General features: G+C 60.7%; 21 protein-coding genes. 10 read left to right on the top strand and 11 right to left on the bottom strand.

Features of this window, described 5'->3' with window-relative positions; all coding sequences use genetic code 11:
* Nucleotides 1-327: 327 nt before the first annotated feature.
* Nucleotides 328-2,016, top strand: coding sequence for a long-chain-fatty-acid--CoA ligase FadD1 (gene fadD1, locus ACOCLD_RS08530; RefSeq protein WP_422911577.1), 1,689 nt, complete (start codon nt 328-330; stop codon nt 2,014-2,016).
* 226 nt (nt 2,017-2,242) lie between these two features.
* On the opposite strand, the gene ACOCLD_RS08535 is transcribed toward fadD1, so the two are convergent.
* From ACOCLD_RS08535 to ACOCLD_RS08550, 4 genes are all read right to left on the bottom strand, one after another.
* Nucleotides 2,243-2,614: a hypothetical protein gene (locus ACOCLD_RS08535; RefSeq protein ID WP_422911781.1), complete on the bottom strand. Its 372-nt coding sequence runs from the start codon at nt 2,612-2,614 to the stop codon at nt 2,243-2,245.
* A 2-nt stretch (nt 2,615-2,616) separates the two neighbouring features.
* Nucleotides 2,617-3,423, bottom strand: a complete 807-nt coding sequence (locus ACOCLD_RS08540) for a putative RNA methyltransferase (RefSeq protein ID WP_422911578.1) — start codon at nt 3,421-3,423, stop codon at nt 2,617-2,619.
* A complete protein-coding gene (gene dapE / locus ACOCLD_RS08545) occupies nt 3,420-4,574 on the bottom strand; it encodes a succinyl-diaminopimelate desuccinylase (RefSeq protein ID WP_422911579.1) in 1,155 nt (384 codons plus the stop codon). Before dapE ends, ACOCLD_RS08540 begins: the two co-directional genes overlap by 4 nt.
* Before the next feature lie 93 nt (nt 4,575-4,667).
* Complete coding sequence (locus ACOCLD_RS08550; RefSeq protein WP_422911580.1) at nt 4,668-7,262, bottom strand: glycosyltransferase; 2,595 nt, start codon at nt 7,260-7,262, stop codon at nt 4,668-4,670.
* 249 nt (nt 7,263-7,511) lie between these two features.
* Between ACOCLD_RS08550 and tcdA the strand changes: the two genes are divergently transcribed.
* Together tcdA and ACOCLD_RS08560 are read left to right on the top strand one after the other, a co-directional pair.
* A complete protein-coding gene (tcdA, locus tag ACOCLD_RS08555; RefSeq protein ID WP_233684082.1) occupies nt 7,512-8,333 on the top strand; it encodes a tRNA cyclic N6-threonylcarbamoyladenosine(37) synthase TcdA in 822 nt (273 codons plus the stop codon).
* Nucleotides 8,334-8,407: 74 nt separating this feature from the next.
* The gene (locus ACOCLD_RS08560) at nt 8,408-9,214 is read left to right on the top strand and encodes a substrate-binding periplasmic protein (protein ID WP_422911581.1); all 807 of its coding nucleotides are present in this window, start codon (nt 8,408-8,410) and stop codon (nt 9,212-9,214) included.
* Here ACOCLD_RS08560 and ACOCLD_RS08565 read toward each other — a convergent pair.
* The 7 genes from ACOCLD_RS08565 to map form a co-directional block, all read right to left on the bottom strand.
* Nucleotides 9,211-9,624 carry a SufE family protein gene (locus ACOCLD_RS08565; RefSeq protein WP_422911582.1) on the bottom strand — a complete coding sequence of 138 codons (414 nt, stop codon included), beginning with the start codon at nt 9,622-9,624 and terminating at the stop codon, nt 9,211-9,213. The two genes, ACOCLD_RS08560 and ACOCLD_RS08565, sit on opposite strands and share 4 nt — an antisense overlap.
* Nucleotides 9,621-10,826: an aminotransferase class V-fold PLP-dependent enzyme gene (locus tag ACOCLD_RS08570; protein WP_422911583.1), complete on the bottom strand. Its 1,206-nt coding sequence runs from the start codon at nt 10,824-10,826 to the stop codon at nt 9,621-9,623. Before ACOCLD_RS08570 ends, ACOCLD_RS08565 begins: the two co-directional genes overlap by 4 nt.
* Before the next feature lie 83 nt (nt 10,827-10,909).
* Nucleotides 10,910-11,944, bottom strand: a complete 1,035-nt coding sequence (gene dapD, locus ACOCLD_RS08575; protein WP_422911584.1) for a 2,3,4,5-tetrahydropyridine-2,6-dicarboxylate N-succinyltransferase — start codon at nt 11,942-11,944, stop codon at nt 10,910-10,912.
* Between the two features lie 36 nt (nt 11,945-11,980).
* The gene (locus ACOCLD_RS08580) at nt 11,981-12,328 is read right to left on the bottom strand and encodes an ArsC family reductase (protein WP_422911585.1); all 348 of its coding nucleotides are present in this window, start codon (nt 12,326-12,328) and stop codon (nt 11,981-11,983) included.
* On the bottom strand, nt 12,328-13,524 hold the full coding sequence (dapC, locus tag ACOCLD_RS08585) for a succinyldiaminopimelate transaminase (protein ID WP_422911586.1): 1,197 nt from the start codon (nt 13,522-13,524) through the stop codon (nt 12,328-12,330). The genes ACOCLD_RS08580 and dapC overlap by 1 nt, the downstream gene beginning before the upstream one ends.
* Nucleotides 13,525-13,596: 72 nt before the next feature.
* Nucleotides 13,597-16,299: a [protein-PII] uridylyltransferase gene (locus ACOCLD_RS08590; protein ID WP_422911587.1), complete on the bottom strand. Its 2,703-nt coding sequence runs from the start codon at nt 16,297-16,299 to the stop codon at nt 13,597-13,599.
* A gap of 50 nt (nt 16,300-16,349) precedes the next feature.
* Complete coding sequence (map, locus tag ACOCLD_RS08595; RefSeq protein WP_090248397.1) at nt 16,350-17,132, bottom strand: type I methionyl aminopeptidase; 783 nt, start codon at nt 17,130-17,132, stop codon at nt 16,350-16,352.
* A gap of 286 nt (nt 17,133-17,418) precedes the next feature.
* Here map and rpsB point away from each other — a divergent pair, with 286 nt between their 5' ends.
* From rpsB to ispC, 7 genes are all read left to right on the top strand, one after another.
* Nucleotides 17,419-18,162 carry a 30S ribosomal protein S2 gene (gene rpsB / locus ACOCLD_RS08600; RefSeq protein ID WP_233684090.1) on the top strand — a complete coding sequence of 248 codons (744 nt, stop codon included), beginning with the start codon at nt 17,419-17,421 and terminating at the stop codon, nt 18,160-18,162.
* A gap of 183 nt (nt 18,163-18,345) precedes the next feature.
* Entirely contained in the window at nt 18,346-19,212 is an 867-nt protein-coding gene (gene tsf, locus ACOCLD_RS08605) for a translation elongation factor Ts (RefSeq protein ID WP_257777951.1), read from the top strand.
* Between the two features lie 187 nt (nt 19,213-19,399).
* Nucleotides 19,400-20,149, top strand: coding sequence for a UMP kinase (gene pyrH, locus ACOCLD_RS08610; RefSeq protein ID WP_160015693.1), 750 nt, complete (start codon nt 19,400-19,402; stop codon nt 20,147-20,149).
* On the top strand, nt 20,139-20,696 hold the full coding sequence (gene frr, locus ACOCLD_RS08615; protein WP_233684092.1) for a ribosome recycling factor: 558 nt from the start codon (nt 20,139-20,141) through the stop codon (nt 20,694-20,696). The genes pyrH and frr overlap by 11 nt, the downstream gene beginning before the upstream one ends.
* A 16-nt stretch (nt 20,697-20,712) precedes the next feature.
* On the top strand, nt 20,713-21,468 hold the full coding sequence (gene uppS, locus ACOCLD_RS08620) for a polyprenyl diphosphate synthase (protein WP_422911588.1): 756 nt from the start codon (nt 20,713-20,715) through the stop codon (nt 21,466-21,468).
* The gene (locus ACOCLD_RS08625; protein WP_392539287.1) at nt 21,468-22,283 is read left to right on the top strand and encodes a phosphatidate cytidylyltransferase; all 816 of its coding nucleotides are present in this window, start codon (nt 21,468-21,470) and stop codon (nt 22,281-22,283) included. Before uppS ends, ACOCLD_RS08625 begins: the two co-directional genes overlap by 1 nt.
* Nucleotides 22,280-23,464, top strand: a complete 1,185-nt coding sequence (gene ispC, locus ACOCLD_RS08630) for a 1-deoxy-D-xylulose-5-phosphate reductoisomerase (protein ID WP_422911589.1) — start codon at nt 22,280-22,282, stop codon at nt 23,462-23,464. Before ACOCLD_RS08625 ends, ispC begins: the two co-directional genes overlap by 4 nt.
* The last annotated feature ends 13 nt before the right edge of the window (nt 23,465-23,477 follow it).

Raw genomic sequence — 23,477 nt, forward strand, 5'->3', positions numbered from 1 at the left:
ACGGGCGGCATAATGTGAGCGCAGGGCCTGTAGCGCGGCATTTGCAGGCGACCTACGAAAAGTGACTGTCGCGCAACGCTTGGTCACTTTTGTGACCGTTGCGGCGCTTATTGGTGCTAGTCGCTGTTTGGCAAAGCTGCTACTCTCGGGCAGCTTTTTTGTGATCCACCATCCACGGCGAGCGGGCCCTAGAGCCTCCGCTGTGCGACGCCAGAAATTGCTTTCGGTGGTTTTTGGTCGTTCAAGTCGCAAGAAATCACGCGAACCTACAATAAACAACCGTCTACGCGCGGTGAAGATCAAGCTGTTGCTGAGGAGTGGGCTTCCATGACCGAAAACTTTTGGAAGGATAAGTATCCCGTTGGGATTGCTGCCGAAATCAATCCTGACCAGTACCCGAACATCCAGGCGGTACTGAAAGAGTCCTGCCAACGCTTCGCCGACAAGCCAGCTTTCAGCAATATGGGTAAAACCATTACCTACGGCGAGCTGTACGAGTTGTCCGGCATCTTTGCCGCTTACCTGCAGCAAAACACCGATCTGCAGCCCGGCGACCGTATCGCCGTGCAACTGCCCAACGTCCTGCAATACCCGGTTGTGGTCTTCGGTGCCCTGCGCGCCGGCCTGGTGGTGGTCAACACCAACCCGCTGTACACCGCGCGGGAAATGGAACACCAATTCAACGACTCCGGCGCCAAGGCCCTGGTCAGCCTGGCCAACATGGCCCACCTGGCCGAGCAAGTGCTGCCGAAAACCGGGATCAAGACGGTCATCATCACCGAAGTCGGTGACATGCTCTCGCCGCTCAAGCGCCTGCTGGTCAACAGCGTGGTCAAACATGTGAAGAAGATGGTGCCGGCCTACAACCTGTCGCAAGCCGTCAAGTTCACCGCTGCCATGGCCAAAGGCCGTGGTCAGAGCGTCAAGGAAGCTGCGCCGAACAATGGTGATATCGCCGTGCTGCAATACACCGGCGGCACCACCGGTGTGGCCAAGGGCGCGATGCTCACTCACCGCAACCTGATCGCCAACATGCTGCAGGTCAAGGCGCTGATGGGCTCGGAAATGAGCGAGGGCAGCGAAGTGCTGATCGCGCCATTGCCGCTGTACCATATCTACGCCTTCACCTTCCATTGCATGGCGATGATGCTGATTGGTGGGCACAACGTGCTGATCACCAACCCGCGTGATCTGCCGGCCATGACCAAGGACCTGGCCAAGTACAAGTTCACCGGCTTTGTCGGCCTCAACACTTTGTTCGTTGCCCTGTGCAACAACGACGACTTCCGTAAGCTGGACTTCTCCACCCTGAAGGCCACCTTCTCCGGCGGTATGGCGCTGCAACTGGCCACTGCCGAGCGTTGGAAGCAGGTGACCGGTTGCTCGATCTGTGAAGGCTTCGGCATGACCGAAACCAGCCCGGTGGCCTCGGTCAACCCGTTCAGCAATATCCAGATCGGTACCATCGGTATTCCGGTGCCGTCGACAGTCTGCAAGGTGATCAACGACGAAGGCGTCGAGCAGCCACTGGGTTCGATTGGCGAGCTGTGCGTCAAAGGCCCGCAGGTGATGAAAGGCTACTGGCAGCGCCAGGAAGCCACCGACGAAATCCTCGACGCTGAAGGCTGGTTGAAAACCGGCGATATCGCGGTGATCCAGGACGACGGTTACATGCGTATCGTCGACCGCAAGAAGGACATGATTCTGGTGTCCGGTTTCAACGTTTACCCGAACGAACTGGAAGACGTGCTGGCCACCCTGCCGGGCGTATTGCAATGCGCAGCCATCGGCGTGCCGGATGAGAAATCGGGCGAAGCGATCAAGATCTTCGTGGTGGTCAAACCGGGTGAAACCCTGACCAAAGAACAGGTCATGGAGCACATGCGCGCCAACGTCACTGGCTACAAAGTGCCTAAAGCCGTGGAGTTCCGCGACGTACTGCCGACCACCAACGTCGGCAAGATACTGCGCCGCGAACTGCGTGACGAAGAGCTGAAGAAACTGGGCAAGAAGTAACCACCCGGTTAAACAAAACCCCGCTTAGGCGGGGTTTTGTTTTTTAGCGTTTTGGTTTTTGGTCGCCGCGGGATCGTTGTTGGTTTAAGAACCTGTTTACGGTCTTGCGAGCTAGAGCCATACAAGGCAAAAACAGGCGAGGAAGCGGAGTGTACTGTTGTACATGAGCATTCCGAGCCTGTTTTTAACGCAGTAGGGCCGACGCGCAGCAGATCGTATGCAGGTTCTAGCAGGTGCGCCAGGTGATTTCCTCCACCCCATCGGCGCTGATGCGCATCCAGCGGTCGGCCTGTTCGTCACTTTCTTCTTCCTGCCAGCCGCCGGGCGCGCAGCGTACTTCGACATTCAACGCGGCGAAGGCGGCCTGGGCGCAGGCCAGGTCGTCGGCCCAGGGCGTGGCGTCGCTTTCCAGAAACAGGCTGTGCCACTTGCCCACTGCCTTGGGCAACCAGGTGACGGGCACGTTGCCGGCCATGCACTTGAAGGTCTGGCCTTTCTGCTGCCAGGCTGTGCAACTGCCCAGGGCTTGGCTCAGCCACTCGCCGATAGCAGTGTGGTCGGCGTCTTTCAGGTAAATCTCGATATCCGGTTGGCGCATGGTCATAGTCTCTCGATCCAGTCGTAGCGGATGGCGACAGTCACGTCGCAGGGTTCGGCGATCACCGCCGCGCGGCGTTCGGCGCTGGCGCGCCAGCCGTGCGGGGTCATGGCCAGCAGGTCGGCGCGGGCTTCGCTGCTGGGCAGGTGCAGGTTGAACCTGAGGGTTTCACTGTGGGCCAGGCGCATGCCCTCGGGGATCAGCTCCAGGTGCTTCTGATCATCGTAGTCGCGCACTTCGTCATACAGCTTCTGGCGCAGCTCCATCAGGTGCTCACGGGTCGGCCCCATGCGTAGCAGACCGCCACCGGGGGCGAGCAGGCGCTTGGCTTCCTGCCAGTCGAGCGGGCTGAAGACGCTGGCCAGCAGTTGGCAGCTGGCATCCGCCAGTGGCACGCGGGCCATGCTTGCCACCAGCCAGGTCAGTTGCGGCGCGCGCTTGCAGGCACGTTTGACTGCCTCACGGGAGATGTCCAGGGCATAGCCGTCGGCTTGCGGCAGGGCGTCGGCGATCTGCGCGGTGTAGTAACCCTCGCCGCAACCGATATCCAGCCAGCGTGCCGGGCTATAACTGGCCGCCAGTTCGGCCAGGCGTTTGGCCAGTGGCGCGTAATGGCCGCCTTCGAGAAAGCGGCGCCGCGCCTCGACCATGGCGGCGTTATCGCCCGGATCACGGCTGTTCTTGTGCTGCACCGGCAGCAGGTTCAGGTAACCCTGGCGCGCGCGGTCAAAACGGTGGTTGGCCGGGCAGGCGACGCCGTTGTCGAGCGTCTGCAAGGCTGCTTGGCAGATGGGGCAGATCAGGCTCATGCGAGCAGATTGACCAGGGTTTGATAATAGATTTCGGTCAGCACATCCAGATCGCTGGCCAGCACGCGCTCGTCGACCTGATGGATGGTGGCGTTGACTGGGCCGAGTTCGACTACCTGGGTGCCGAGGGTGGCGATAAAACGGCCATCCGAGGTGCCGCCGCTGGTCGAGGGTTTGGTGTCGCGGCCGGTGACTGCCTTGATGCTGGCCGCTACGGCGTCGAGCAGTGCACCCGGCTCGGTGAGGAAGGGCAGGCCGGAGAGCGCCCAGTCCAGGTGGTAATCCAGGCCATGCTTGTTGAGGATGGCCGCAACGCGCTGCTGCAGCCCCTCGACCGTGGATTCGGTGGAGAAGCGGAAGTTGAAGATGGCCTTCAGTTCACCCGGAATCACGTTGGTCGCGCCGGTGCCGGCATTCAGATTGGAAATCTGGAAGCTGGTCGGCGGGAAGAAGGCGTTGCCGTCATCCCAGTGCTCGGCGGCCAGTTCGGCCAGGGCTGGCGCTGCCAGGTGAATCGGGTTGCGCGCCAGGTGCGGGTAGGCCACGTGGCCTTGTTTGCCGCGTACAGTCAGGGTGCAGCCAAGTGAGCCACGGCGGCCGTTTTTCACCACGTCGCCGACCAGGGTGGTGCTCGACGGTTCGCCGACGATGCACCAGTCCAGACGCTCGTTACGTGCGCGCAGGCGTTCGACCACCGCCTTGGTGCCATGGTGCGCCGGGCCTTCTTCGTCACTGGTGATGAGGAAGGTGATACGGCCTTTGTGCTCCGGGTATTCGGCGACAAAGCGCTCAACGGCGATGACCATCGACGCCAGGCTGCCTTTCATGTCCGCCGCGCCTCGGCCGCAGAGCATGCCGTTGTCATCAATCAGCGCATCGAAGGGCTGGTACTGCCAGTTCTGCACCGGGCCGGTGGGTACCACGTCGGTGTGTCCGGCAAAGCACAGCACCGGACCGTCGTCGTTGCCGTGGCTGGCCCAGAAATTGTCCACATCCTCGATCCGCATCGGCTCGATGGCGAAGCCACAGGCCTGCAGACGGCGCATCATCTGCTCCTGGCAGCCTTCATCGAGGGGCGTGACGGAAGGACGGCGGATCAGCTCGCAGGCAAGCTCCAGCGTCGGGGAAAGGGGTGTGGCGTGGGTGGTCATTGCAGCTCCGGGACGGCTTCAGGCACAAAGGCCGCCATCTTAAAGCAAAACGGCGGCCATTGGCCGCCGTCTGGCATTCCAGCACTCTCGCGATCAGCTGGCTGCAGCGGTTTCCTGCGGGTTGGCTTGGGCTGCAGGCAAGGACGACAGCAGGGCCATGATCAGTGCCGCCAGGTACGGCAGCGATTGCACCAGCAACATGGCCACCCAGAACTTCACATCGGCGCTGGGCAAGCCCTGAACGATGCTGATACCGATGGCTGAACCCCACAGCAGCAGCATGATAAAGACTTCTTCGCGGGCCTCTGCCAGGGCCACCAGAATGCCGTGGTTGCTGGCCATCTTCGGTGTGCGGAAGAACGGGATGGTCTTGGTAAAGGTGCCGTAGAGCACCGCCTTGGCAATCGTGTGCGACAGCGCCAGGCCCGCCAGTGCTGCTTGGAACGAACGCACGAGATCGACGCCCATGGCCTTGCGGTAGAGGAACAGGATCTTACCCAGCTTGAAGAAAAACAGCGCCAACGGCGGGATGGCGAAGATCATCAGCGGCGGGTCGACCCGTTGCGGCACGATGATCATTGCCGCCGACCAGAGCAGCGCACCGACGGTGAAGAAGATATTCAGGCCGTCGGCAATCCATGGCAGCCAGCCGGCGACGAAGTGATAGCGCTGCCCCGTCTTGAGCTCCGAGCCCTTGCCGAGGAAAAGGCTGCGGGCGTGGCCCTTCATGATCTGAATGGCGCCATAGGCCCAGCGAAAACGCTGCTTTTTGTAGTCGATAAAGGTGTCCGGCATCAGCCCACGACCAAAACTCTGGTGGGCATAGGCGGCGGAGTAGCCTTTCTCGAACACGCGCAGGCCCAGTTCGGCATCTTCACAGATGGTCCAGTCAGCCCACTTCAGCTTGTCCATCACAGTGCGGCGGATCATGGTCATGGTGCCGTGCTGGATGATCGCGTCGCGGTCGTTACGGGTGACCATGCCGATATGGAAGAAGCCTTTGTATTCGGCGTAGCAGAGCTTCTTGAAGATGTTTTCGTTGCCGTCGCGGTAATCCTGCGGCGACTGCACCACGGCGATTTTCGGGTCGCTGAAGTGCGGCACCATGTACTTGAGCCAGTTCTTGTCGACGCAGTAGTCGGCGTCGATCACCGCCACCACTTCGGCATCCTTTGCTGTGTGCGGCAGGATGTAATTCAGCGCGCCACCCTTGAAGCCGGCAATCGGCGAAACGTGGAAGAAGCGGAAGCGTGGGCCGAGGACCTTGCAGTAGGCCTCTACCGGTTCCCACACGGCCGGATCCTTGGTGTTGTTGTCGATGATCAGAACTTCGTAATCCGGGTAATCCAGCGCCGCGAGGGCATCGAGGGTCTGTTTGACCATCTCCGGCGGCTCGTTGTAACAGGGTACGTGGATCGACACCTTGGGCCGGTAGGCACCGTCGCTTTCCACCGGCTGGAATGGCCGACGGCGGGTGCGGGTCCAGGCGGTTTCGGCCAGTTCATGGGCTTCGGTGAGCAGCACGATAAACACGCCGAAGGCGCCGACACCCAGCAGCAGGCCAACCAGGGTGCTGAACCAGGTGCTGTATTGCTGGCTGTAGTCGTAGCCGATCCACACCAGGGCCGAGCCGCCGGCGAAGGCGACAAAGGTCAGGAAGGTACGGCCGCGCTGACGCAGGGCACTGCCGTCGATCAGCATCAGTGCCAGGCTGAGCAGGGCCAGTACCACCGAAGCAATGGCCAACAGACGCCATTGTGGGATGGCTACCACGGGGCCTTCAAAGGCGAATTTGGGTTGCCGGTCGAGGTTATAAACGCCCCAGTAGGCGCCCACTGCGCCTTCATCGCTGGCTTTCCAGGGTTGATCGAAGGCTTCGATAACGAAGTAGTTGTAGCCCTTGGCGTTCAGCGTATTGACCAGGGTGCGCAGGTAGATCGCCTGGTCCGCCTGAGAGGCATCGGCGCCGCCGCGCATGCGGCCGTTGCTCGGCCAGCCGACTTCGGAGAGCAGCAGCGGTTTTTTCGGGAAGAGCTTTTTCAGGTCTTTGGCGCGTTCGAGGACGAAGTCGGTGGCGTCCTCCATTGGCACGAATTCCCAATAGGGCAGTACGTGCGCGGCAACCAGATCGGTGTGCTGGGCCAATTCCGGGTATTCCTGCCAGATGTGCCACTGTTCGGAGGTGGTTACCGGCACCTTGACCGCCGCGCGCACACGGTCGATATAGGCAATCAGGTTCTCTGGGGTGACTTCCTTGCGGAATAGGGCTTCGTTACCCACCACCACGCGCACCACGCTGCGCGAATCGTTGGCAATTTCGATGGCTTTGGCGATTTCTCGCTCGTTGCGCTCCAGGTCCGGGCTGATCCAGATGCCCAGGGTCACACGCAGGCCGAACTCTTCAGCCAGGTAAGGAATCTTGCCCAGCGCGCCGTCTACCGAGTAGGTGCGGATGTTGTCGGTCTGGGTGGTCAGCAGCTCCAGGTCGGCGCGCATCTGCTCGTCGCTGGGGTAGGTGTCCTGCTGCGGGTTCTGCCCGGTGCGGAAGGGCGAGAAGGAAAATCCGGAGATCTGCTCCGGCCAGTCAGGGGCTGTGACCGGGCGGTTGTACATCGCCCAGAAACCGGTGAACAAGGCGGCAATCGCCAGGAACACGACCAGATTCAATCCAAATTTACGCGAAGGCATAGTGTGCAGGTCCAGCGGAGGGGCAAAAAAGCGACGGGCGTCGGGTGGCGCATGCTACGCCGCTGCTATAGGGCTGTATAGCCCGGCCTGTGGGCATATTGATGGGATGTTGGTAGTCGAAATAGGTTCAGTATTTGGCGCTTGGCCACTGCTGTTCATCGGCTGCTGGGTGCAACCGCGATACAGTGCTTGGGCGGCACCTGTCTGCTCCCTATAATGCGCGCCGCTTGTAGTGTGTGAGAGATAGGAATGCCTGTGGATGAGCAACGCTTTGCCGGAATAGCCCGCTTGTATGGCCGCGAAGGTGCCGAGCGGCTGGCGGCTGCGCATGTGGCTGTGGTCGGTATTGGCGGTGTGGGCTCCTGGGCAGCCGAGGCCCTGGCGCGTTCCGGGGTCGGAGAAATCTCGCTGTTTGACCTCGATGATGTCTGTGTGAGCAACAGCAATCGTCAGGCGCATGCGCTGGACAGCACCGTTGGTCAGCCCAAGGTCGAGGTGATGGCGGCGCGTATCCGGGCGATCAACCCGGCCTGTGTGGTGCATGCGGTGGCGGATTTTGTCACCCGCGAGACCATGGCCGAGTACATCACCGAACAACTGGATGCGGTGATCGACTGCATCGACAGCGTCAACGCCAAAGCGGCGCTGATCTCCTGGTGCAAGCGGCGCAAGATTCAGGTCATCACCACCGGTGGTGCGGGCGGGCAGATCGACCCGACGCAGATTCAGGTCGGCGATCTGAACAAGACCTGGAATGACCCGCTGGCCTCCAAGGTGCGTTCTACCTTGCGCCGTGACTATGGCTTTTCCCGCACGCCGGGGCGCAATTACAGCGTACCTTGCGTGTTTTCCAGCGAGCAGCTGCGTTATCCCAAGCCTGATGGCACGGTCTGCCAATACAAGGCGTTTGTTGGTGATGGTGTGCGCCTGGACTGCGCCGGTGGTTTTGGCGCAGTGATGATGGTGACCGCCACCTTCGGCATGGTGGCGGCGGCACGTACCGTCGACAAGCTGGTGGCCGGTACGCGGCGGCCGGCAGAGCGGCGCTCAGCGTCTGCTGATGTTGGCTAGGCTTCTTTAAATAATGACCGATTGCGGTCGATGTTCAGCAGGGATGTGCTGGTAGTTCTCGTTTGAGGTGTGTGGTGTTATCCCTGCTGCGTCATGTGTTGAGTGGTTATTCACGTTATGTGCTGCTGTTTGCAGCACTTTCTGCCTGCCTGGGCGCCAGTGCCCATCCGGTTGTGCGCATCGGTACCGGTGACTGGGTGCCTTATGTCGATCAGCAGCGCGAAGACGGTGGCGCGTTGGCGCGCCTGGTGCGCGACATCTTCAAGACGGCCGGTTATCAGGTCGAATTCGTCTATTACCCCTGGGATCGCAACCTGCTGATGCTGGAGCAGGGCGGCCTGGATGCGGTGATGCCGTATATCTGCAGCAAAAGTCGTCAACGTTTCAGTGAATGCAGCGATGCAGTAGTGGCGGGAGATGTGGTGTTATTCCAGCGCCGCGATCAGCAACTTGCTTGGACGCGTTTCGACGATCTCAAGACGTTTCGCATCGCTACGACGCTTGGTTATTCCTATGGCTCGGAGTTTGACGCGGCGCTCGATGCTGGACAGTTGCAAGTGCAGCAACACGGTAAGGAAGACACCGGTTTCCGTTTGCTGAGCCTGGGACGGGTTGACTTCCACCCTCAGGATCGAGCGGTCGGTTACGCCATGCTGCGTCGCCTGTTCTCTGAGCAGGAGCGAGCGTTAATCACCCACAATCCACGTGTCTTGCATGCTGAACCATTGCACCTGCTGTTTCGCAGAAACGATGCCAGGGCTGATCAGCTGCGTAAGCAGTTCAATGCCGGTTTGCGTCGCCTGGCAAAAAACGGTGATCTGGAGCGTCTGCAGCAGGCGTTGTATTCCGGCAATGCCGATCAGTGGCGGCCTACGCCCTAATCCCTCTCTGCCAGCAATTGCTGCATTCGCCTGAGCACGGCCTGTAAGCCATTGCTTCGCGAGGGGGAAAGATGGCGCGCCAGGCCCAGTTGGGTGAACCAGTCCGGTAGATCCAGCTGCGCCAGTTCGGCCAGGGTCAGGCCGTTGACCCTGGCCAACAGCAGCGCAAGCAAACCACGTAACAGGCGCGCATCACTGCTGGCGCGAAACTGCCAGTGTTCGCCGAGCGTCTCGGCTACTAGCCACACCTGGCTTTCGCAGCCGTCCACCCGGTGGCGCTCGCTGCGCTCATCATCACTGAGCGGGGCAAGTTGGTCGCCCCACTGCATCAGCAGGCGTGCGCGCTGCTCCCAGCCGGGGCAGGCGCTAAAGGCCTGCAGCGCCGTCTGCGCGCTGGCGGGCAGGCTCATTGCAACAGCTCCAGGGCCTGATCCAGGGCGCTGAAGAAGCGCTGCAGATCGCTGCCGTCGTTATACAACCCCAAAGACACACGAACGGCACCGTTCAGGCCGAGCCCTTGCAGCAATGGCATCGCGCAGTGGTGGCCGGCACGCACGGCAATGTCCTGTTCGCTCAGCAGATGGGCGAGGTCGGCATGGTGCACGCCGTCGACCACAAAGCTGGCCAGGGCGACAGTGGGCGTGCCGAGCAGGCGTACACCCTGGCGCTGCTGCAGCCCGGCGATCAGCTCGCTATGCAGGGCTGCTTCGTGGGCGCTGACGGCGCTCGCATCGAGGCTGTTCAGGTAATCCAGGCTCGCGCCTAGGGCGATCACCGAGGCAATCGGTGGCGTGCCTGCTTCGAAGCCCAGAGGCGCGGGGCGAAAGCTGGCGCTGTAGTAGTCGGTGTGCAGCAGCATCTCGCCGCCAAACTGCCAATGCGCCAGTTGCGCCAGGGCTTGCGGACGGCCATAGAGCAGGCCGACACCATCCGGGCCATAGAGTTTATGGCTGGAGCAGATATAGAAGTCGCAGCCCAAGGCCTGCATATCCTGGCGGCCATGTACCACGCCCTGCGTGCCATCGACCACCGTCAGTGCGCCCTGCGCATGTGCCAGGGCCAGTAACGGCTGCAGGGGCTGCCAGCAACCGAGCACATTGGATAGCTGACTGACCGCCAACAGGCGTGTGCGTGGGCCAATCAACTGCGCGGCTTGCGCGAGGTCGATCAGCCCGTCGCTGTCCAGTGGCAGCACCACCAGCTTGAGCTGACGGCGTAGCGCCAGTTGCTGCCAGGGCAACAGATTGGCGTGGTGTTCCAGGGCGCTGATAACGATCTCATCGCCTGGTTGAAAACTTTGTTCCAGTGCATAGGCCAGCAGGTTGAAAGCCTCGGTGGCGCTGCGGGTGAAGATGATCTGTTCGGCGTTGGCGGCGTTGAGCCAGCGCGCAGCTTTCTCACGCGTTGCTTCGAAGGCACGGGTGGCGCGCTCGCCCGGCAGATGCTGGGCCCGGTGCACGTTGGCTGCACCACCGGCGTAATAGCCGAGCAGCGCATCGAGCATGGCCTGGGGTTTTTGCGCGGTGGCGGCGCTGTCCAGATAGGTCTGGCCTTCGGCCGCAAGGGCCAGAATGCCAGGGAAGTCAGCACGCCAGGGGGAGATCAGTGACATTGGCTTCGGCACCGCAGGAACTGTCTGTTGAGTATAAATAGACAGGCCGGGCATGGGCCCGGCCTGTGGCAACTGCGCCGCGCTTAGTTATGCGCGTGCAGGGCTTCGTTCAACTCGATGGCCGACTTGTGGGTTTTGCATTCCACGGCGCCGGTTTGCGAATTGCGGCGGAACAGCAGATCCGGCTGGCCAGCCAGGTCGCGGGCCTTGAGCACCTTGACCAGCTGGTTGTCGGCATCGAGCAGCGCCACCTTGGTGCCGGCAGTGATGTACAGGCCGGACTCCACAGTGTTGCGATCACCCAGCGGAATGCCGATACCGGCGTTGGCGCCGATCAGGCAGCCTTCGCCCACGGAAATCACGATATTGCCGCCACCGGACAGGGTGCCCATGGTCGAGCAGCCGCCGCCCAGGTCTGAGCCCTTGCCGACGAACACGCCCGCCGATACGCGGCCTTCGATCATGCCGGGGCCAGCGGTGCCGGCATTGAAGTTGACGAAGCCTTCGTGCATCACAGTGGTGCCTTCGCCCACGTAAGCGCCCAGGCGGATGCGCGCGCTGTCAGCGATACGCACGCCGCTCGGCACCACGTAGTCGGTCATTTTCGGGAACTTGTCCACCGAGAACACTTCCAGCAGTTCGCCTTTCAGGCGCGCTTCCAGCTGACGCTCAGCCAGTTCGCCAAGGTCGACTGCACCCTGGCTGGTCCAGGCCACGTTCGGCAGCAGTGGGAAGATCCCGGTGAGGTTCAGACCGTGCGGCTTGACCAGGCGGTGCGACAGCAGGTGCAGCTTGAGGTAGGCCTCGGGTGTGCTGGTCAGCGCGGCGTCTTCGGCGAGCAGGGTGACCACCAGCGGCTTCTGGCTTTCGGCCAAGCGGGTCAGCAGGGCGGACTGCAGGCTGTCGACATTTTTCAGTGCTTCGGCCAGGTCGCCGGCCTGGTTGTTGCTGATGGCAATTGCCTGGTTGCCGCCCTGGTAGCCGAGATTTTCCACGACCTTGGCCACCAGCTCGCTGGCCGGGTTGAGCAGCGGTTGTGCGTAAAAGACTTCCAGCCAGGTGCCCTGACGGTTCTGAGTGCCAACGCCGAAGGCCAGGCTGAAGAGGGTAGTGCTCATTGTGCTTTCCTTAACGCGAATTCAATGGGGGACGGATCAGGCCAGTTCAGCGGCATAACGCTCGGGCTTGAAGCCAGCCAGGGTCTTGTTGCCGAGATCCAGCACCGGGCGTTTGATCATCGACGGTTGGGCGAGCATCAGTTCGATCGCCTTGTGCTGGTCGAGGTCACTCTTCTGCGCCTCGTCCAACTTGCGGAAGGTGGTGCCGGCACGGTTCAGGATGGTTTCCCAGCCATGCTCGTTGCACCACTTTTCCAGATTGCCACGGTCGATGCCGCAGGCTTTGTAATCATGAAAGGCGTAGCTTACCCCGTGCTCGTCGAGCCAGGTGCGGGCTTTTTTCATGGTGTCGCAAGCTTTAATGCCAAACAGGGTCTTGCTCATCAGAGGCTCTTCACAAAGTCGCGGATACGTTCGGCCGCCGCCACACACTCGGCCAGCGGCGCAACCAGGGCCATACGCACACGGCCGGCGCCGGGGTTGCTACCGTCCACAGCACGCGACAGGTACGAGCCGGGCACTACGGTGACATGCTCGCGGGCAAACAGCTCGCGGGTAAATGTTTCATCGTCTATCGGGGTTTTCGCCCACAGGTAGAAGCCGCCGTCCGGCCGCTGCACATCCAGCACACCGTCGAGAATCGCCAGCACCGCATCGAACTTCTCGCGGTACAGGTCGCGGTTGGCTTTGACGTGAGCCTCGTCGTTCCAGGCGGCCACGCTGGCCAGCTGGGTTTGTACCGGCATGGCGCAGCCGTGGTAGGTACGGTACAGCAGGAAAGATTTCAGAATGTCGGCATCGCCCGCGACGAAGCCTGAACGCAGCCCCGGCAGGTTGGAACGCTTGGACAGGCTGTGGAACACCACGCAACGCTTGAAGTCGTGCAGGCCCAGTTCGGCGCAGGCGGTGAGCAGGCCAGCCGGTGGATTGGCTTCATCGAAGTACAGCTCGCTGTAGCACTCATCCGCAGCAATCACGAAATCGAATTTGTCGGCCAGGGCGATCAGCTTTTTCAGGGTTTCCACCGGAATCAGCGCGCCGGTGGGGTTGCCTGGCGAGCAGAGGAAGAGGATCTGGCAACGCTGCCACACGTCGTCGCTGACGGCGTCGAAGTCCGGGTTGAAACCGTGTTCTTCCAGGCAGGGCAGGTAGTGCGGCTGCGCGCCGGCGAGAAAAGCCGCGCCTTCATAGATTTGGTAGAAGGGGTTGGGGCTGACTACCAGGCCATCGACATCGCGCTTGACCACCGCCTGAGTAAAGGCAAACAGCGCCTCGCGGGTGCCGTTGACCGGCAGTACATGGCGCGCCGGATCAAGCACGCCGGCCGGCAGACCAAAGCGGCGACCACACCAGTTGGCGATGGCTTCGCGCAGCGCTGGGATGCCCAGGGTGGTTGGGTAGACCGCCAGCTGGTCGAGGTTGGCGCTCAGTGCGTCGGCAACAAAATCCGGCGAACGGTGTTTCGGCTCGCCAATCGACAGTGCGATCGGGCTTTTATCGGCGGCTGTCTGCACGCTGCCGAGCAGGGCGCGAAGCTTTTCGAACGGGTAGGGCTGCAGCTGGTTTAACGCGTCATTCATTGTGTCTTCCTGAGGTCTCCAGGCGCCCGGCAGCGTGGTAGCCGGGCAGCTCAAGGCGTAAGGGCAAAAGGGTTAGATGCTGATGCGAGTCGGTTCGGCCTGCAGGCTGGTGGTGTCAGACAGTTGCGCCACCATGGTTTCCTGCAGGCGCAGGCACAGTTCCGGATCGGCCAGTGGCTGGTTGTGCGCATCGGTGACGAAGAACACGTCTTCCACGCGCTCGCCCAGGGTAGCGATCTTGGCGTTCTGCAGCGACAGGTCGAAATCGAGGAAAATCCGCCCGATACGCGCCAGCAGGCCGGGGCGATCCGGTGCGGTGACTTCAAGGATGGTCACCGGGCGGTGCGCATCGTTGTGGATGGTCACCTGCGGGGCGAAGGCAAAGTGCTTGAGCTGACGCGGCACGCGGCGCTGGATGATGCTCGGGTACTCATCGGGATTCTTCAGCGCATCGACCAGGCCCTGACGGATTTCCTTGATCCGTGCCGGATTGTCACCGATCGAGCCGCCTTCTGCTTCCAGCACGATATAAGTGTCGAGGGTGAACTGGCTGGTGGAGGTGAGAATCCGTGCGTCATGGATGTTCAGGTTGAGCTGGGCCATGGCCGCCACGGTCACGGCGAAGAAGTCGTGCTGGTCCGGGGCATAGATGAAGATCTGCGTACCGCCTTCGAACTCGCGCTGGGTGGTTTCCTTGATCAGCACCAGCGGATCGCCATCAGCTGGGTGTTGCAGGATGGCCTCACTGTGCCAGGCGACATCGGCCGCAGTGTGGCGCAGAAAGTAGTCATCGCCCAGCTGCGCCCAGAGCTGCTCGGCGTCGTCGGCGTCAGTGCCGCCACGCACCAGAATGTCCAGGGCGGCGCTCTGTGTCAGGCGAATCTGCTCTTCGCGGTCCAGCGGGTTCTCCAGGCCACGGCGCAGGGCGCGTTTGGTCTCGGTATACAACTGGCGCAGCAGGCTGGCGCGCCAGGAGTTCCACAGGCTGGGGTTGGTGGCGTTGATGTCGGCCACGGTCAGCACGTAGAGGTAATCCAGGCGGGTCTGATCGCCGACCAGGCGGGCAAAATCGAAGATCACCTGCGGGTCGGACAGGTCCTTGCGCTGCGCGGTGGTGGACATCACCAGATGGTGCTGCACCAGCCAGACAATCAACTTGGAGTCCCAGTTGGGCAGCTGGTGGCGTATGCAAAAGGCTTCGGCATCCACTGCGCCGAGTTCCGAATGGTCACCGCCACGTCCTTTGCCGATGTCGTGGTACAGCCCCGCCATATAGATCAGCTCGGGCTTGGGCAGCTTGTCGATCAGCTTGCTGGCCAGGGGGAATTTTTCCGCCAGCTCGGTCCACTTGAACTTGCGCAGGTGCTTGATCAGGTTGAGGGTGTGCGCATCGACCGTATAGATGTGGAACAGGTCGTGCTGCATCTGCCCGACGATATGGCCGAACTCCGGCAGGTACAGGCCAAGGATGCCGTAACGGTTCATTCGCCGCAGGTTGCGGTGGATGCCCTGAGGGCTTTTGAACAGTTCGACGAACAGGCTGGTGTTGCGAATGTCACGGCGAAAATCATCGTCAATCAGGTGGCGGTGTTCGCGCAGCAGGCGGATGCTGTTGGCGCACACGCCTTTGATCTCGGGGTGCTGCGCCATCAGCACGAAGATTTCCATGATGGCGAATGGGGTGCGCTTGAACACGTTCGGGTGTGCCACTTCGATGTAGCCGTCGCGCAGCAGGAAGCGGCTGTTGAGTGGCGTGGCTGGGCCGATTTCGCCGGCGCGCAGGATCTGCTCCTCGAAGTGCTGAACGATCAGGTCGCTGAGTTCGGCAATCGCCATCACCACGCGGTAGTACTTCTGCATAAAACGCTCGATAGCGCGTTTGCTGTCGCTGTCTTCAAAGCCAAGCAGGGCGGCAACCTTGCTCTGGTGATCGAACAGCAGACGGTCTTCGGCGCGGCCGGCGAGCATGTGCAGGGCGTAGCGCACTTTCCAGAGAAACTCCTGGCTGGAGGCGAGCAATGCGTATTCGCTTTCCAGCAGAAACCCCTGGCCGACCATGGCGTGCAGGTTCAGCGTGCCGAAATGCCGGCGTGCGACCCAGAGAATGGTCTGAATGTCGCGCAGGCCGCCGGGGGAACCTTTGACGTTGGGCTCCAGGTTGTATTCGGTGTCGTTGTATTTGCCGTGACGGGCGCGCTTTTCGCTGTGCTTGGCCAGAAAGAAGTCCTTGCTCGGCCACATCTGCTCGGTGCTGGTGACTGCCTGCATGCGCAGGCGCAGGCGTTCGGGGCCTGCAATGGTGCGGCTTTCCATCAGGTTGGTGATCACCGTCAGGTCGGCGCGGGCTTCGCTGGCGCACTCGTCGACGCTGCGTACGCTTTGCCCGACTTCCAGGCCGATGTCCCACAGCAGGGTCAGGAATTGCTCGATCGGCTCGCGGAAGGTTTCGTGATCGGCGTTGTCCAGCAGAATCAGCAGGTCGATGTCCGAGAAGGGGTGCAGTTCGCCGCGGCCATAGCCACCGACCGCCAGCAGGGCGATGTCGGCGTCTTCACTCCAGGGCAGGCGGTCCCAGGCTTCGCGCAGGATCTGGTCGACAAACCAGGCGCGGTCTTCCACCAGGCGGCGTACATCGCGACCGGCCCGGAAGCGTTCGTCGAGCACTTCGCGGGCATGGCGGATGGCCTTTTTGAAGGCGGCGATGGGGCTGGCCTTGAGTGCCAGCTCCGCCTGGAACTGGCCGCGGTCGAACAGCTCGGGATCTACCTGCGGCATGACAGCTTTCCTTCTATTAAGAACCAGCGCGATGAACGTGCCGTTGGCGGTCAGGCCGAGGTGCGCGCAATGGTGTCATCGCTGCGCAGGGTGAAGATTTCATAGCCGTCGGCGGTCACCAGGATGGTGTGCTCCCACTGGGCGGAGAGCTTGCGGTCCTTGGTGATGGCCGTCCAGCCGTCGCCCAGGGTGCGGGTTTCCGGGCGGCCTTGGTTGATCATCGGCTCGATGGTGAAGGTCATGCCTTCCTTTAGCTCCATGCCGGTGCCAGCGCGGCCGTAATGCAGCACTTGCGGCTCTTCATGGAACACCGCACCAATGCCGTGGCCGCAGTATTCGCGCACCACGGAGAAGCCGTTCTTCTCGGCATGCTTCTGGATCACTTCGCCGATATCGCCCAAGCGCGTGCCCGGCTTGACCAGTTCGATACCTTTATACATGCATTCCTGAGTGATCTTGGCCAGTCGCTCGGCCCACTCGGGCACCTTGCCGACCATAAACATCTTGCTGGTGTCGCCGTGATAGCCATCCTTGATCACGGTGATGTCGATGTTGATCACGTCACCTTCTTTCAGTGGCTTGTCGTTCGGAATGCCGTGACAGACCACGTGGTTGACCGAGGTGCAGATCGACTTGGGGAAGCCTTTGTAGTTGAGCGGCGCGGGAATGGCCTGCTGCACGTTGACGATATAATCGTGGCAGATGCGGTCAAGCTCTTCGGTGGTGACGCCGGGCTTGACGTGTTCGCCGATCATTTCCAGAACTTCGGCAGCCAGGCGACCGGCTACGCGCATTTTCTCGATTTCGTCGGGCGTTTTAATGGTGACGGTCATAGTGCGGCTCTCGGACGCGAACAGAAAGGGCGTTATCTTAACAGCTACCGGCGGCCTGCCATAAGCAGCACGTGACGCCGTTGTGCAGGTTTGCCGGGCTTTGCGTTGAGTGCGTGTAGCCTGTGCCTATCTTTTATGGTATAAAACGCGCCGCTTTACGGGCAGTACGCCCGAAAGCTTAAACCCACACACGTATCGACACGGTTTCCTGGGTGCCTTCCGACTGGTTCGGCGGGTTGGAGATCGGGATACGTGGAGGCCTAACCCGACTTATCAAGGAACTATCATGTCCCAAGTCAACATGCGCGATATGCTGAAGGCCGGTGTGCACTTCGGCCACCAGACCCGTTACTGGAACCCGAAAATGGGCAAGTACATTTTCGGCGCGCGTAACAAGATCCACATCATCAACCTCGAAAAAACCCTGCCAATGTTCAACGAAGCCCTGTCCTTCGTTGAGAAGCTGGCTGCTGGCAAGAACAAGATTCTGTTCGTTGGCACCAAGCGCTCCGCTGGCAAGATCGTGGCTGAAGAAGCAGCACGTTGCGGTTCGCCGTACGTCGACCATCGCTGGTTGGGCGGCATGCTGACCAACTACAAGACCATCCGCGCTTCGATCAAGCGTCTGCGTGATCTGGAAGCTCAGTCTCAGGACGGTACTTTCACCAAGCTGACCAAGAAAGAAGCCCTGATGCGCTCGCGCGATCTGGAAAAACTGGATCGCAGCCTGGGTGGTATCAAGGACATGGGCGGCCTGCCGGACGCACTGTTCGTGATCGACGTTGACCACGAGCGCATCGCGATCACCGAAGCCAACAAGCTGGGCATTCCGGTCATCGGCGTTGTCGATACCAACAGCAGCCCGGAAGGCGTTGACTACATCATTCCAGGCAACGATGACGCCATTCGCGCCATCCAGCTGTACATGGGTGCCATGGCTGACGCCGTTGTGCGTGGCCGCAGCAACGCTGCTGGCGGCACCGACGAGTTCGTCGAGCAAGCGCCGGCTGTAGAAGCTGCTGAAGGCTAAGTAAAACGCGTACAGCGTTTGCTTAGTTCGCAAAAAGGGGGCTTGGCCCCCTTTTTGCCACCTTAAAAACCATCGCCGACATACCGTTGCAAATGTTTCAGGTCATCGTCGGCAGTGCGTTACGAATTGAGCGCCCGTTTTTGGCGGGTGGAATGGTTAACAACCTATCCAGAGGATTTTGAAATGGCAGAAATTACTGCAGCGTTGGTTAAAGAACTGCGTGAGCGTACTGGCGAAGGCATGATGGATTGCAAGAAAGCCTTGACCAAGGCTGGCGGCGACATCGAAAAAGCCATCGACGACATGCGTGCTTCCGGCGCGATCAAGGCTGCCAAAAAAGCCGGCAACGTAGCTGCCGAAGGCGCGATCAGCATCAAGGAAGACGGCAAGGCTGCCGTTATCATCGAAGTCAACTCGCAGACCGACTTCCTGGCCCTGCAGGACGACTTCAAGACCTTCGTGGCTGCCAGCGTTGAGAAAGCCTTCGCTGACAAACTGACCGAAGTTGAGCCGCTGATCGCCGCTCAGGAAGAAGCCCGTCTGGCCCTGGTTGCCAAGTGCGGCGAGAACGTCAACATCCGTCGTCTGGCGCGCATCGAGGGCGACGTTCTGGGTTCTTACCTGCACGGCAACAAAATCGGTGTTGTGGTTGTGCTCAAAGGCGGCAACGTCGAGCTGGCTAAAGACATCGCCATGCACGTAGCGGCCAGCAACCCAGAGTTCCTGCTGCCTTCGCAGGTTTCCGCTGAAGCCATCGAGCGCGAGAAAGCCGTGTTCCTGAGCCTCAACGAAGAGAAAATCAAAGGCAAGCCGGAAAACATTGTTGAGAACATGGTCAAGGGCCGTATCAACAAGTTCCTGGCTGAAGCCAGCCTGGTCGAGCAAGCGTTCGTTAAGAACCCTGAGCTGACTGTTGGTGCTCTGGCCAAGCAAGGCGGCGCTGAAATCGTTTCCTTCACCTACTTCAAAGTGGGCGAAGGCATCGAGAAGCCGGTCGACAACTTCGCTGAAGAAGTTGCCGCACAAGTGGCTGCTGCCAGCAAGCAGTAAGACGGTTCTTTACTGTCGACAGGAGAGGCTGCCCGCTAACGCGCGCAGCCTCTTTGTCAAATAAGGACGGGGAGTTGTTGTTCGCTTCTATCATTGAAGCGCACCAATTGTCCGGAGCGCGGTCCAAGCGCTCGATAATTCGGGCTCAAGCCCGTACAGAATTCAAACGCCGCAGGAGAGACTCGCAATGGCTCAGCAGATGAGTGGTCGTCAACCGCGCTACAAGCGCATTCTGCTCAAACTTAGCGGCGAGGCCCTGATGGGGTCGGAAGATTTCGGCATTGATCCCAAGGTGCTTGACCGCATGGCGCTGGAAGTCGGCCAGCTGGTCGGTATCGGCGTGCAAGTCGGTCTGGTTATCGGTGGCGGCAACCTGTTCCGTGGTGCGGCCCTGAGCGCTGCGGGTATGGACCGGGTAACCGGCGACCACATGGGCATGCTGGCCACAGTAATGAATGCCCTGGCCATGCGCGACGCCCTGGAGCGTTCGAACATACCGGCCATCGTCATGTCGGCCATTTCCATGGTCGGGGTGACTGATCATTACGATCGACGCAAGGCCATGCGCCATCTGAAAACCGGTGAGGTGGTGATTTTCGCTGCTGGCACTGGTAATCCGTTCTTTACCACTGATTCGGCCGCCTGCCTGCGCGCTATCGAAATCGATGCCGATGTGGTGCTCAAGGCGACCAAGGTCGATGGCGTGTACACTGCCGACCCATTCAAGGATCCGCATGCCGAGAAGTTCGATCGCCTGACCTATGACGAGGTGCTCGACCGCAAACTGGGTGTGATGGATCTGACGGCGATCTGCCTGTGCCGCGACCATAATATGCCGCTGCGCGTTTTCAACATGAACAAGCCCGGTGCCCTGCTGAACGTGGTAGTAGGCGGCGCTGAAGGCACTCTGATCGAGGAAGATAAGCATGATCAATGAGATCAAGAAAGACGCCCAGGTGCGTATGCAGAAGAGCCTGGAATCGCTGATTCACGCCTTCAGCCGCATCCGTACCGGTCAGGCCCATCCGAGCATCCTGGCGGGTGTGATGGTGCCGTACTACGGTGCTGATACCCCGATCAACCAGGTGGCTAACGTGACCGTCAAGGACTCGCGCACCCTGCAGGTGGTGGCGTTCGAGCGCAATATGCTGTCCGCGGTGGACAAGGCCATCCAGAGCTCAGGCCTAGGTTTTAACCCGACTAACCTGGGCGAGCTGTTGCTGGTGACCATGCCGGCACTGACCGAGGAAACCCGTAAGGGCTTCACCAAGCAGGCCCGCGATGCCGCCGAGGATGGCCGTGTTGCAGTGCGCAATATCCGTCGCGATGCCTTGAGCCAGTTGAAAGACCTGGTCAAAGAGAAGGAAATCAGCGAAGACGAAGAGCGTCGTGCGGCTGACGACATCCAGAAACTGACCGACAAGTTCGTGGCTGAAATCGAAGTGGCGGTGAAGCAGAAAGAAGCGGATCTGATGGCCGTTTAACGGTCAGATTATCGCCATGGACAAAACCAACGACGGTAATCGGATTGCCGTGCCACGGCATGTGGCAATCATCATGGACGGCAATAACCGCTGGGCGAAGAAGCGTCTGCTGCCTGGCGTTGCCGGTCACAAGGCTGGCGTGGATGCCGTGCGTGCGGTGATCGAGGTGTGTGCTGAAGCCGGGGTCGAGGTTTTGACCCTGTTCGCTTTCTCCAGTGAAAACTGGCAGCGCCCGGCCGAGGAGGTCAGCGCACTGATGGAGCTGTTCCTCAGTGCGCTGCGACGTGAGGCGAAAAAGCTTGATGCCAATGACATCAGCTTGCGCATCATCGGTGATCGTTCACGTTTTCACCCCGAGCTGCAGGCGGCGATGCGCGATGCCGAGGCGCAAACTGCCGGTGATAAGCGCTTTGTCCTGCAGGTGGCGGCCAACTACGGTGGTCAGTGGGATATCGCCCAGGCTGCGCAGCGGCTGGCGCGTGAAGTGCAAGGCGGTCATCTGCGCGCCGAAGATATCACCCCGGAGCTACTGCAAAGCTGTCTGGTGACCGGCGATCTGCCGTTGCCGGATCTGTGCATCCGTACCGGCGGTGAACATCGCATCAGCAATTTCCTACTCTGGCAGCTGGCGTACACCGAGCTGTATTTCTCCGACCTCTACTGGCCGGATTTCAAACACGACGCCATGCACAAAGCCTTGGCCGATTTTGCTAGCCGCCAGCGTCGCTTTGGGAAAACCAGCGAGCAGGTTGCAGCTGAGGCGCGTAACTGATGCTCAAACAACGAATTATCACGGCTCTGGTTCTGCTGCCGTTTGCGCTGTCTGGCTTCTTTCTGCTGGAAGGTGGTTGGTTTGCGCTGTTTATCGGTGCGGTGGTCAGTCTGGGTGCCTGGGAATGGGCGCGTCTGGCTGGTTTTGCCGCGCAGGTGCAGCGTGTGGCTTATGCCGTGCTGGTTGCAGCGTTGCTGTTGGGCTTGTACCTGCTGCCGCAGCTGGCACCTTGGTTGTTGTTGGTCGGGGTGGTTTGGTGGGTAATTGCCACGTTGCTGGTGCTGGGCTACCCCGGCAGCAGCCGGTATTGGGTGGCGGCGCCGGTTCGGCTGCTGATCGGCCTGTTGATTCTGTTGCCGGCCTGGCAGGGTCTGGTGCTGTTCAAGCAATGGCCTGAAGCCAACTGGCTGATCCTGGCAGTGATGGTGCTGGTCTGGGGGGCTGATATCGGTGCCTATTTTGCCGGTCGCCGTTTCGGCAAGCGCAAGCTGGCTCCGCAGGTCAGCCCTGGTAAGAGCTGGGAAGGCGTGTTCGGCGGTCTGCTGGCGACGCTGCTGATTTGTATGGGTGTGGCTATTTATCGTGACTGGTCGATTTTCGGCGCGTTGCTGGCATTGCTCGGTACCGCAGTGGTGGTACTGATCTCGGTGGTCGGTGATCTGACCGAAAGCATGTTCAAGCGCCAGTCGGGCATCAAGGACAGCAGCAACCTGCTGCCAGGGCATGGCGGCGTGTTGGACCGTATCGATAGCCTGACGGCTGCTATCCCGGTATTTGCCGCGTTGCTCTGGCTGGCGGGTTGGGGCGCGTTGTGAGCCAGCTGCAACAGATTACGGTGCTGGGGGCTACGGGCTCGATTGGCCTCAGTACCCTTGATGTGATTGCCCGTCACCCTGAACGCTATCAGGTGTTCGCGCTCTCCGGTTTCAGTCGCCTGGCTGAGCTGGAAGCCCTGTGCATGATCTATCGTCCGCGCTTTGCCGTAGTGCCGCAGGCTCTGCAAGCTTGCCAACTTCAGGAATGTTTGCGCACGGCCGGCTTGGTCACCCAGGTGCTACATGGTCCTGAGGGATTATGTGAAGTGGCGGCGCATCCCGACGTGGATGCGGTGATGGCGGCGATTGTCGGTGCTGCCGGCTTACCGCCGACCCTGGCGGCAGTTGAGGCCGGCAAGAAGGTGCTGCTGGCCAACAAAGAAGCCCTGGTGATGTCCGGTGCGCTATTTATGCAGGCAGTGCGTAAAAGTGGTGCTGTGCTGTTGCCGATCGACAGTGAACACAATGCGATTTTTCAGTGTCTGCCGGGTGACTACGCTCGTGGTCTGCAACAAGTGGGTGTGCGGCGTATTCTGTTGACCGCTTCCGGCGGACCGTTTCGCGAGATGCCGTTGGATCAGTTGCATGCGGTTACGCCCGAGCAGGCGTGCGCGCACCCCAATTGGTCGATGGGGCGCAAGATCTCGGTCGATTCGGCCAGCATGATGAATAAAGGGCTGGAGCTGATCGAGGCCTGTTGGCTGTTCGATGCTGCACCCGCTCAGGTTGAAGTGGTGGTGCATCCGCAGAGCGTGATCCACTCGCTGGTCGATTATGTCGATGGTTCAGTATTGGCTCAGCTGGGCAATCCGGATATGCGCACGCCGATCAGTCATGCCCTGGCCTGGCCGGAGCGTATTGACTCCGGGGTGGCGCCGCTGGATCTGTTCGCCATCGCCCGCCTGGACTTTCAGGCGCCAGATGAGCAGCGCTTCCCCTGCTTGCGTCTGGCGCGCGAGGCTGCTCAGGCTGGTGGCACTGCACCGGCCATGCTCAATGCGGCCAATGAGGTGGCGGTTGCGGCTTTCCTGGCTGGGCGCATCCGTTTTCCCGAGATCGCGCGTATCATCGAAGATATTCTGCATGCTGAGCCCGCTATGGCGGTTGAGAGCCTGGATGCTGTGCTGGCCGCTGATGGTCGTGCCCGTCTCCTGGCTGAACAATGGCTGAGTCAGCGCTGATCGCTGACGCGGA

The organism is Pseudomonas cimarronensis (assembly GCF_049331905.1).
GTDB lineage: Bacteria > Pseudomonadota > Gammaproteobacteria > Pseudomonadales > Pseudomonadaceae > Aquipseudomonas.

Bases quoted from the DNA above. Each gene is read 5' to 3' on its own strand.
- fadD1 (WP_422911577.1), top strand. From the start codon at position 328: ATGACCGAAAACTTTTGGAAGGATAAGTATCCCGTTGGGATTGCTGCC.
- ACOCLD_RS08535 (WP_422911781.1), bottom strand. From the start codon at position 2,614: ATGCGCCAACCGGATATCGAGATTTACCTGAAAGACGCCGACCACACT.
- ACOCLD_RS08540 (WP_422911578.1), bottom strand. From the start codon at position 3,423: ATGAGCCTGATCTGCCCCATCTGCCAAGCAGCCTTGCAGACGCTCGAC.
- dapE (WP_422911579.1), bottom strand. From the start codon at position 4,574: ATGACCACCCACGCCACACCCCTTTCCCCGACGCTGGAGCTTGCCTGC.
- ACOCLD_RS08550 (WP_422911580.1), bottom strand. From the start codon at position 7,262: ATGCCTTCGCGTAAATTTGGATTGAATCTGGTCGTGTTCCTGGCGATT.
- tcdA (WP_233684082.1), top strand. From the start codon at position 7,512: ATGCCTGTGGATGAGCAACGCTTTGCCGGAATAGCCCGCTTGTATGGC.
- ACOCLD_RS08565 (WP_422911582.1), bottom strand. From the start codon at position 9,624: ATGAGCCTGCCCGCCAGCGCGCAGACGGCGCTGCAGGCCTTTAGCGCC.
- ACOCLD_RS08570 (WP_422911583.1), bottom strand. From the start codon at position 10,826: ATGTCACTGATCTCCCCCTGGCGTGCTGACTTCCCTGGCATTCTGGCC.
- dapD (WP_422911584.1), bottom strand. From the start codon at position 11,944: ATGAGCACTACCCTCTTCAGCCTGGCCTTCGGCGTTGGCACTCAGAAC.
- ACOCLD_RS08580 (WP_422911585.1), bottom strand. From the start codon at position 12,328: ATGAGCAAGACCCTGTTTGGCATTAAAGCTTGCGACACCATGAAAAAA.
- dapC (WP_422911586.1), bottom strand. From the start codon at position 13,524: ATGAATGACGCGTTAAACCAGCTGCAGCCCTACCCGTTCGAAAAGCTT.
- ACOCLD_RS08590 (WP_422911587.1), bottom strand. From the start codon at position 16,299: ATGCCGCAGGTAGATCCCGAGCTGTTCGACCGCGGCCAGTTCCAGGCG.
- map (WP_090248397.1), bottom strand. From the start codon at position 17,132: ATGACCGTCACCATTAAAACGCCCGACGAAATCGAGAAAATGCGCGTA.
- rpsB (WP_233684090.1), top strand. From the start codon at position 17,419: ATGTCCCAAGTCAACATGCGCGATATGCTGAAGGCCGGTGTGCACTTC.
- tsf (WP_257777951.1), top strand. From the start codon at position 18,346: ATGGCAGAAATTACTGCAGCGTTGGTTAAAGAACTGCGTGAGCGTACT.
- pyrH (WP_160015693.1), top strand. From the start codon at position 19,400: ATGGCTCAGCAGATGAGTGGTCGTCAACCGCGCTACAAGCGCATTCTG.
- frr (WP_233684092.1), top strand. From the start codon at position 20,139: ATGATCAATGAGATCAAGAAAGACGCCCAGGTGCGTATGCAGAAGAGC.
- uppS (WP_422911588.1), top strand. From the start codon at position 20,713: ATGGACAAAACCAACGACGGTAATCGGATTGCCGTGCCACGGCATGTG.
- ACOCLD_RS08625 (WP_392539287.1), top strand. From the start codon at position 21,468: ATGCTCAAACAACGAATTATCACGGCTCTGGTTCTGCTGCCGTTTGCG.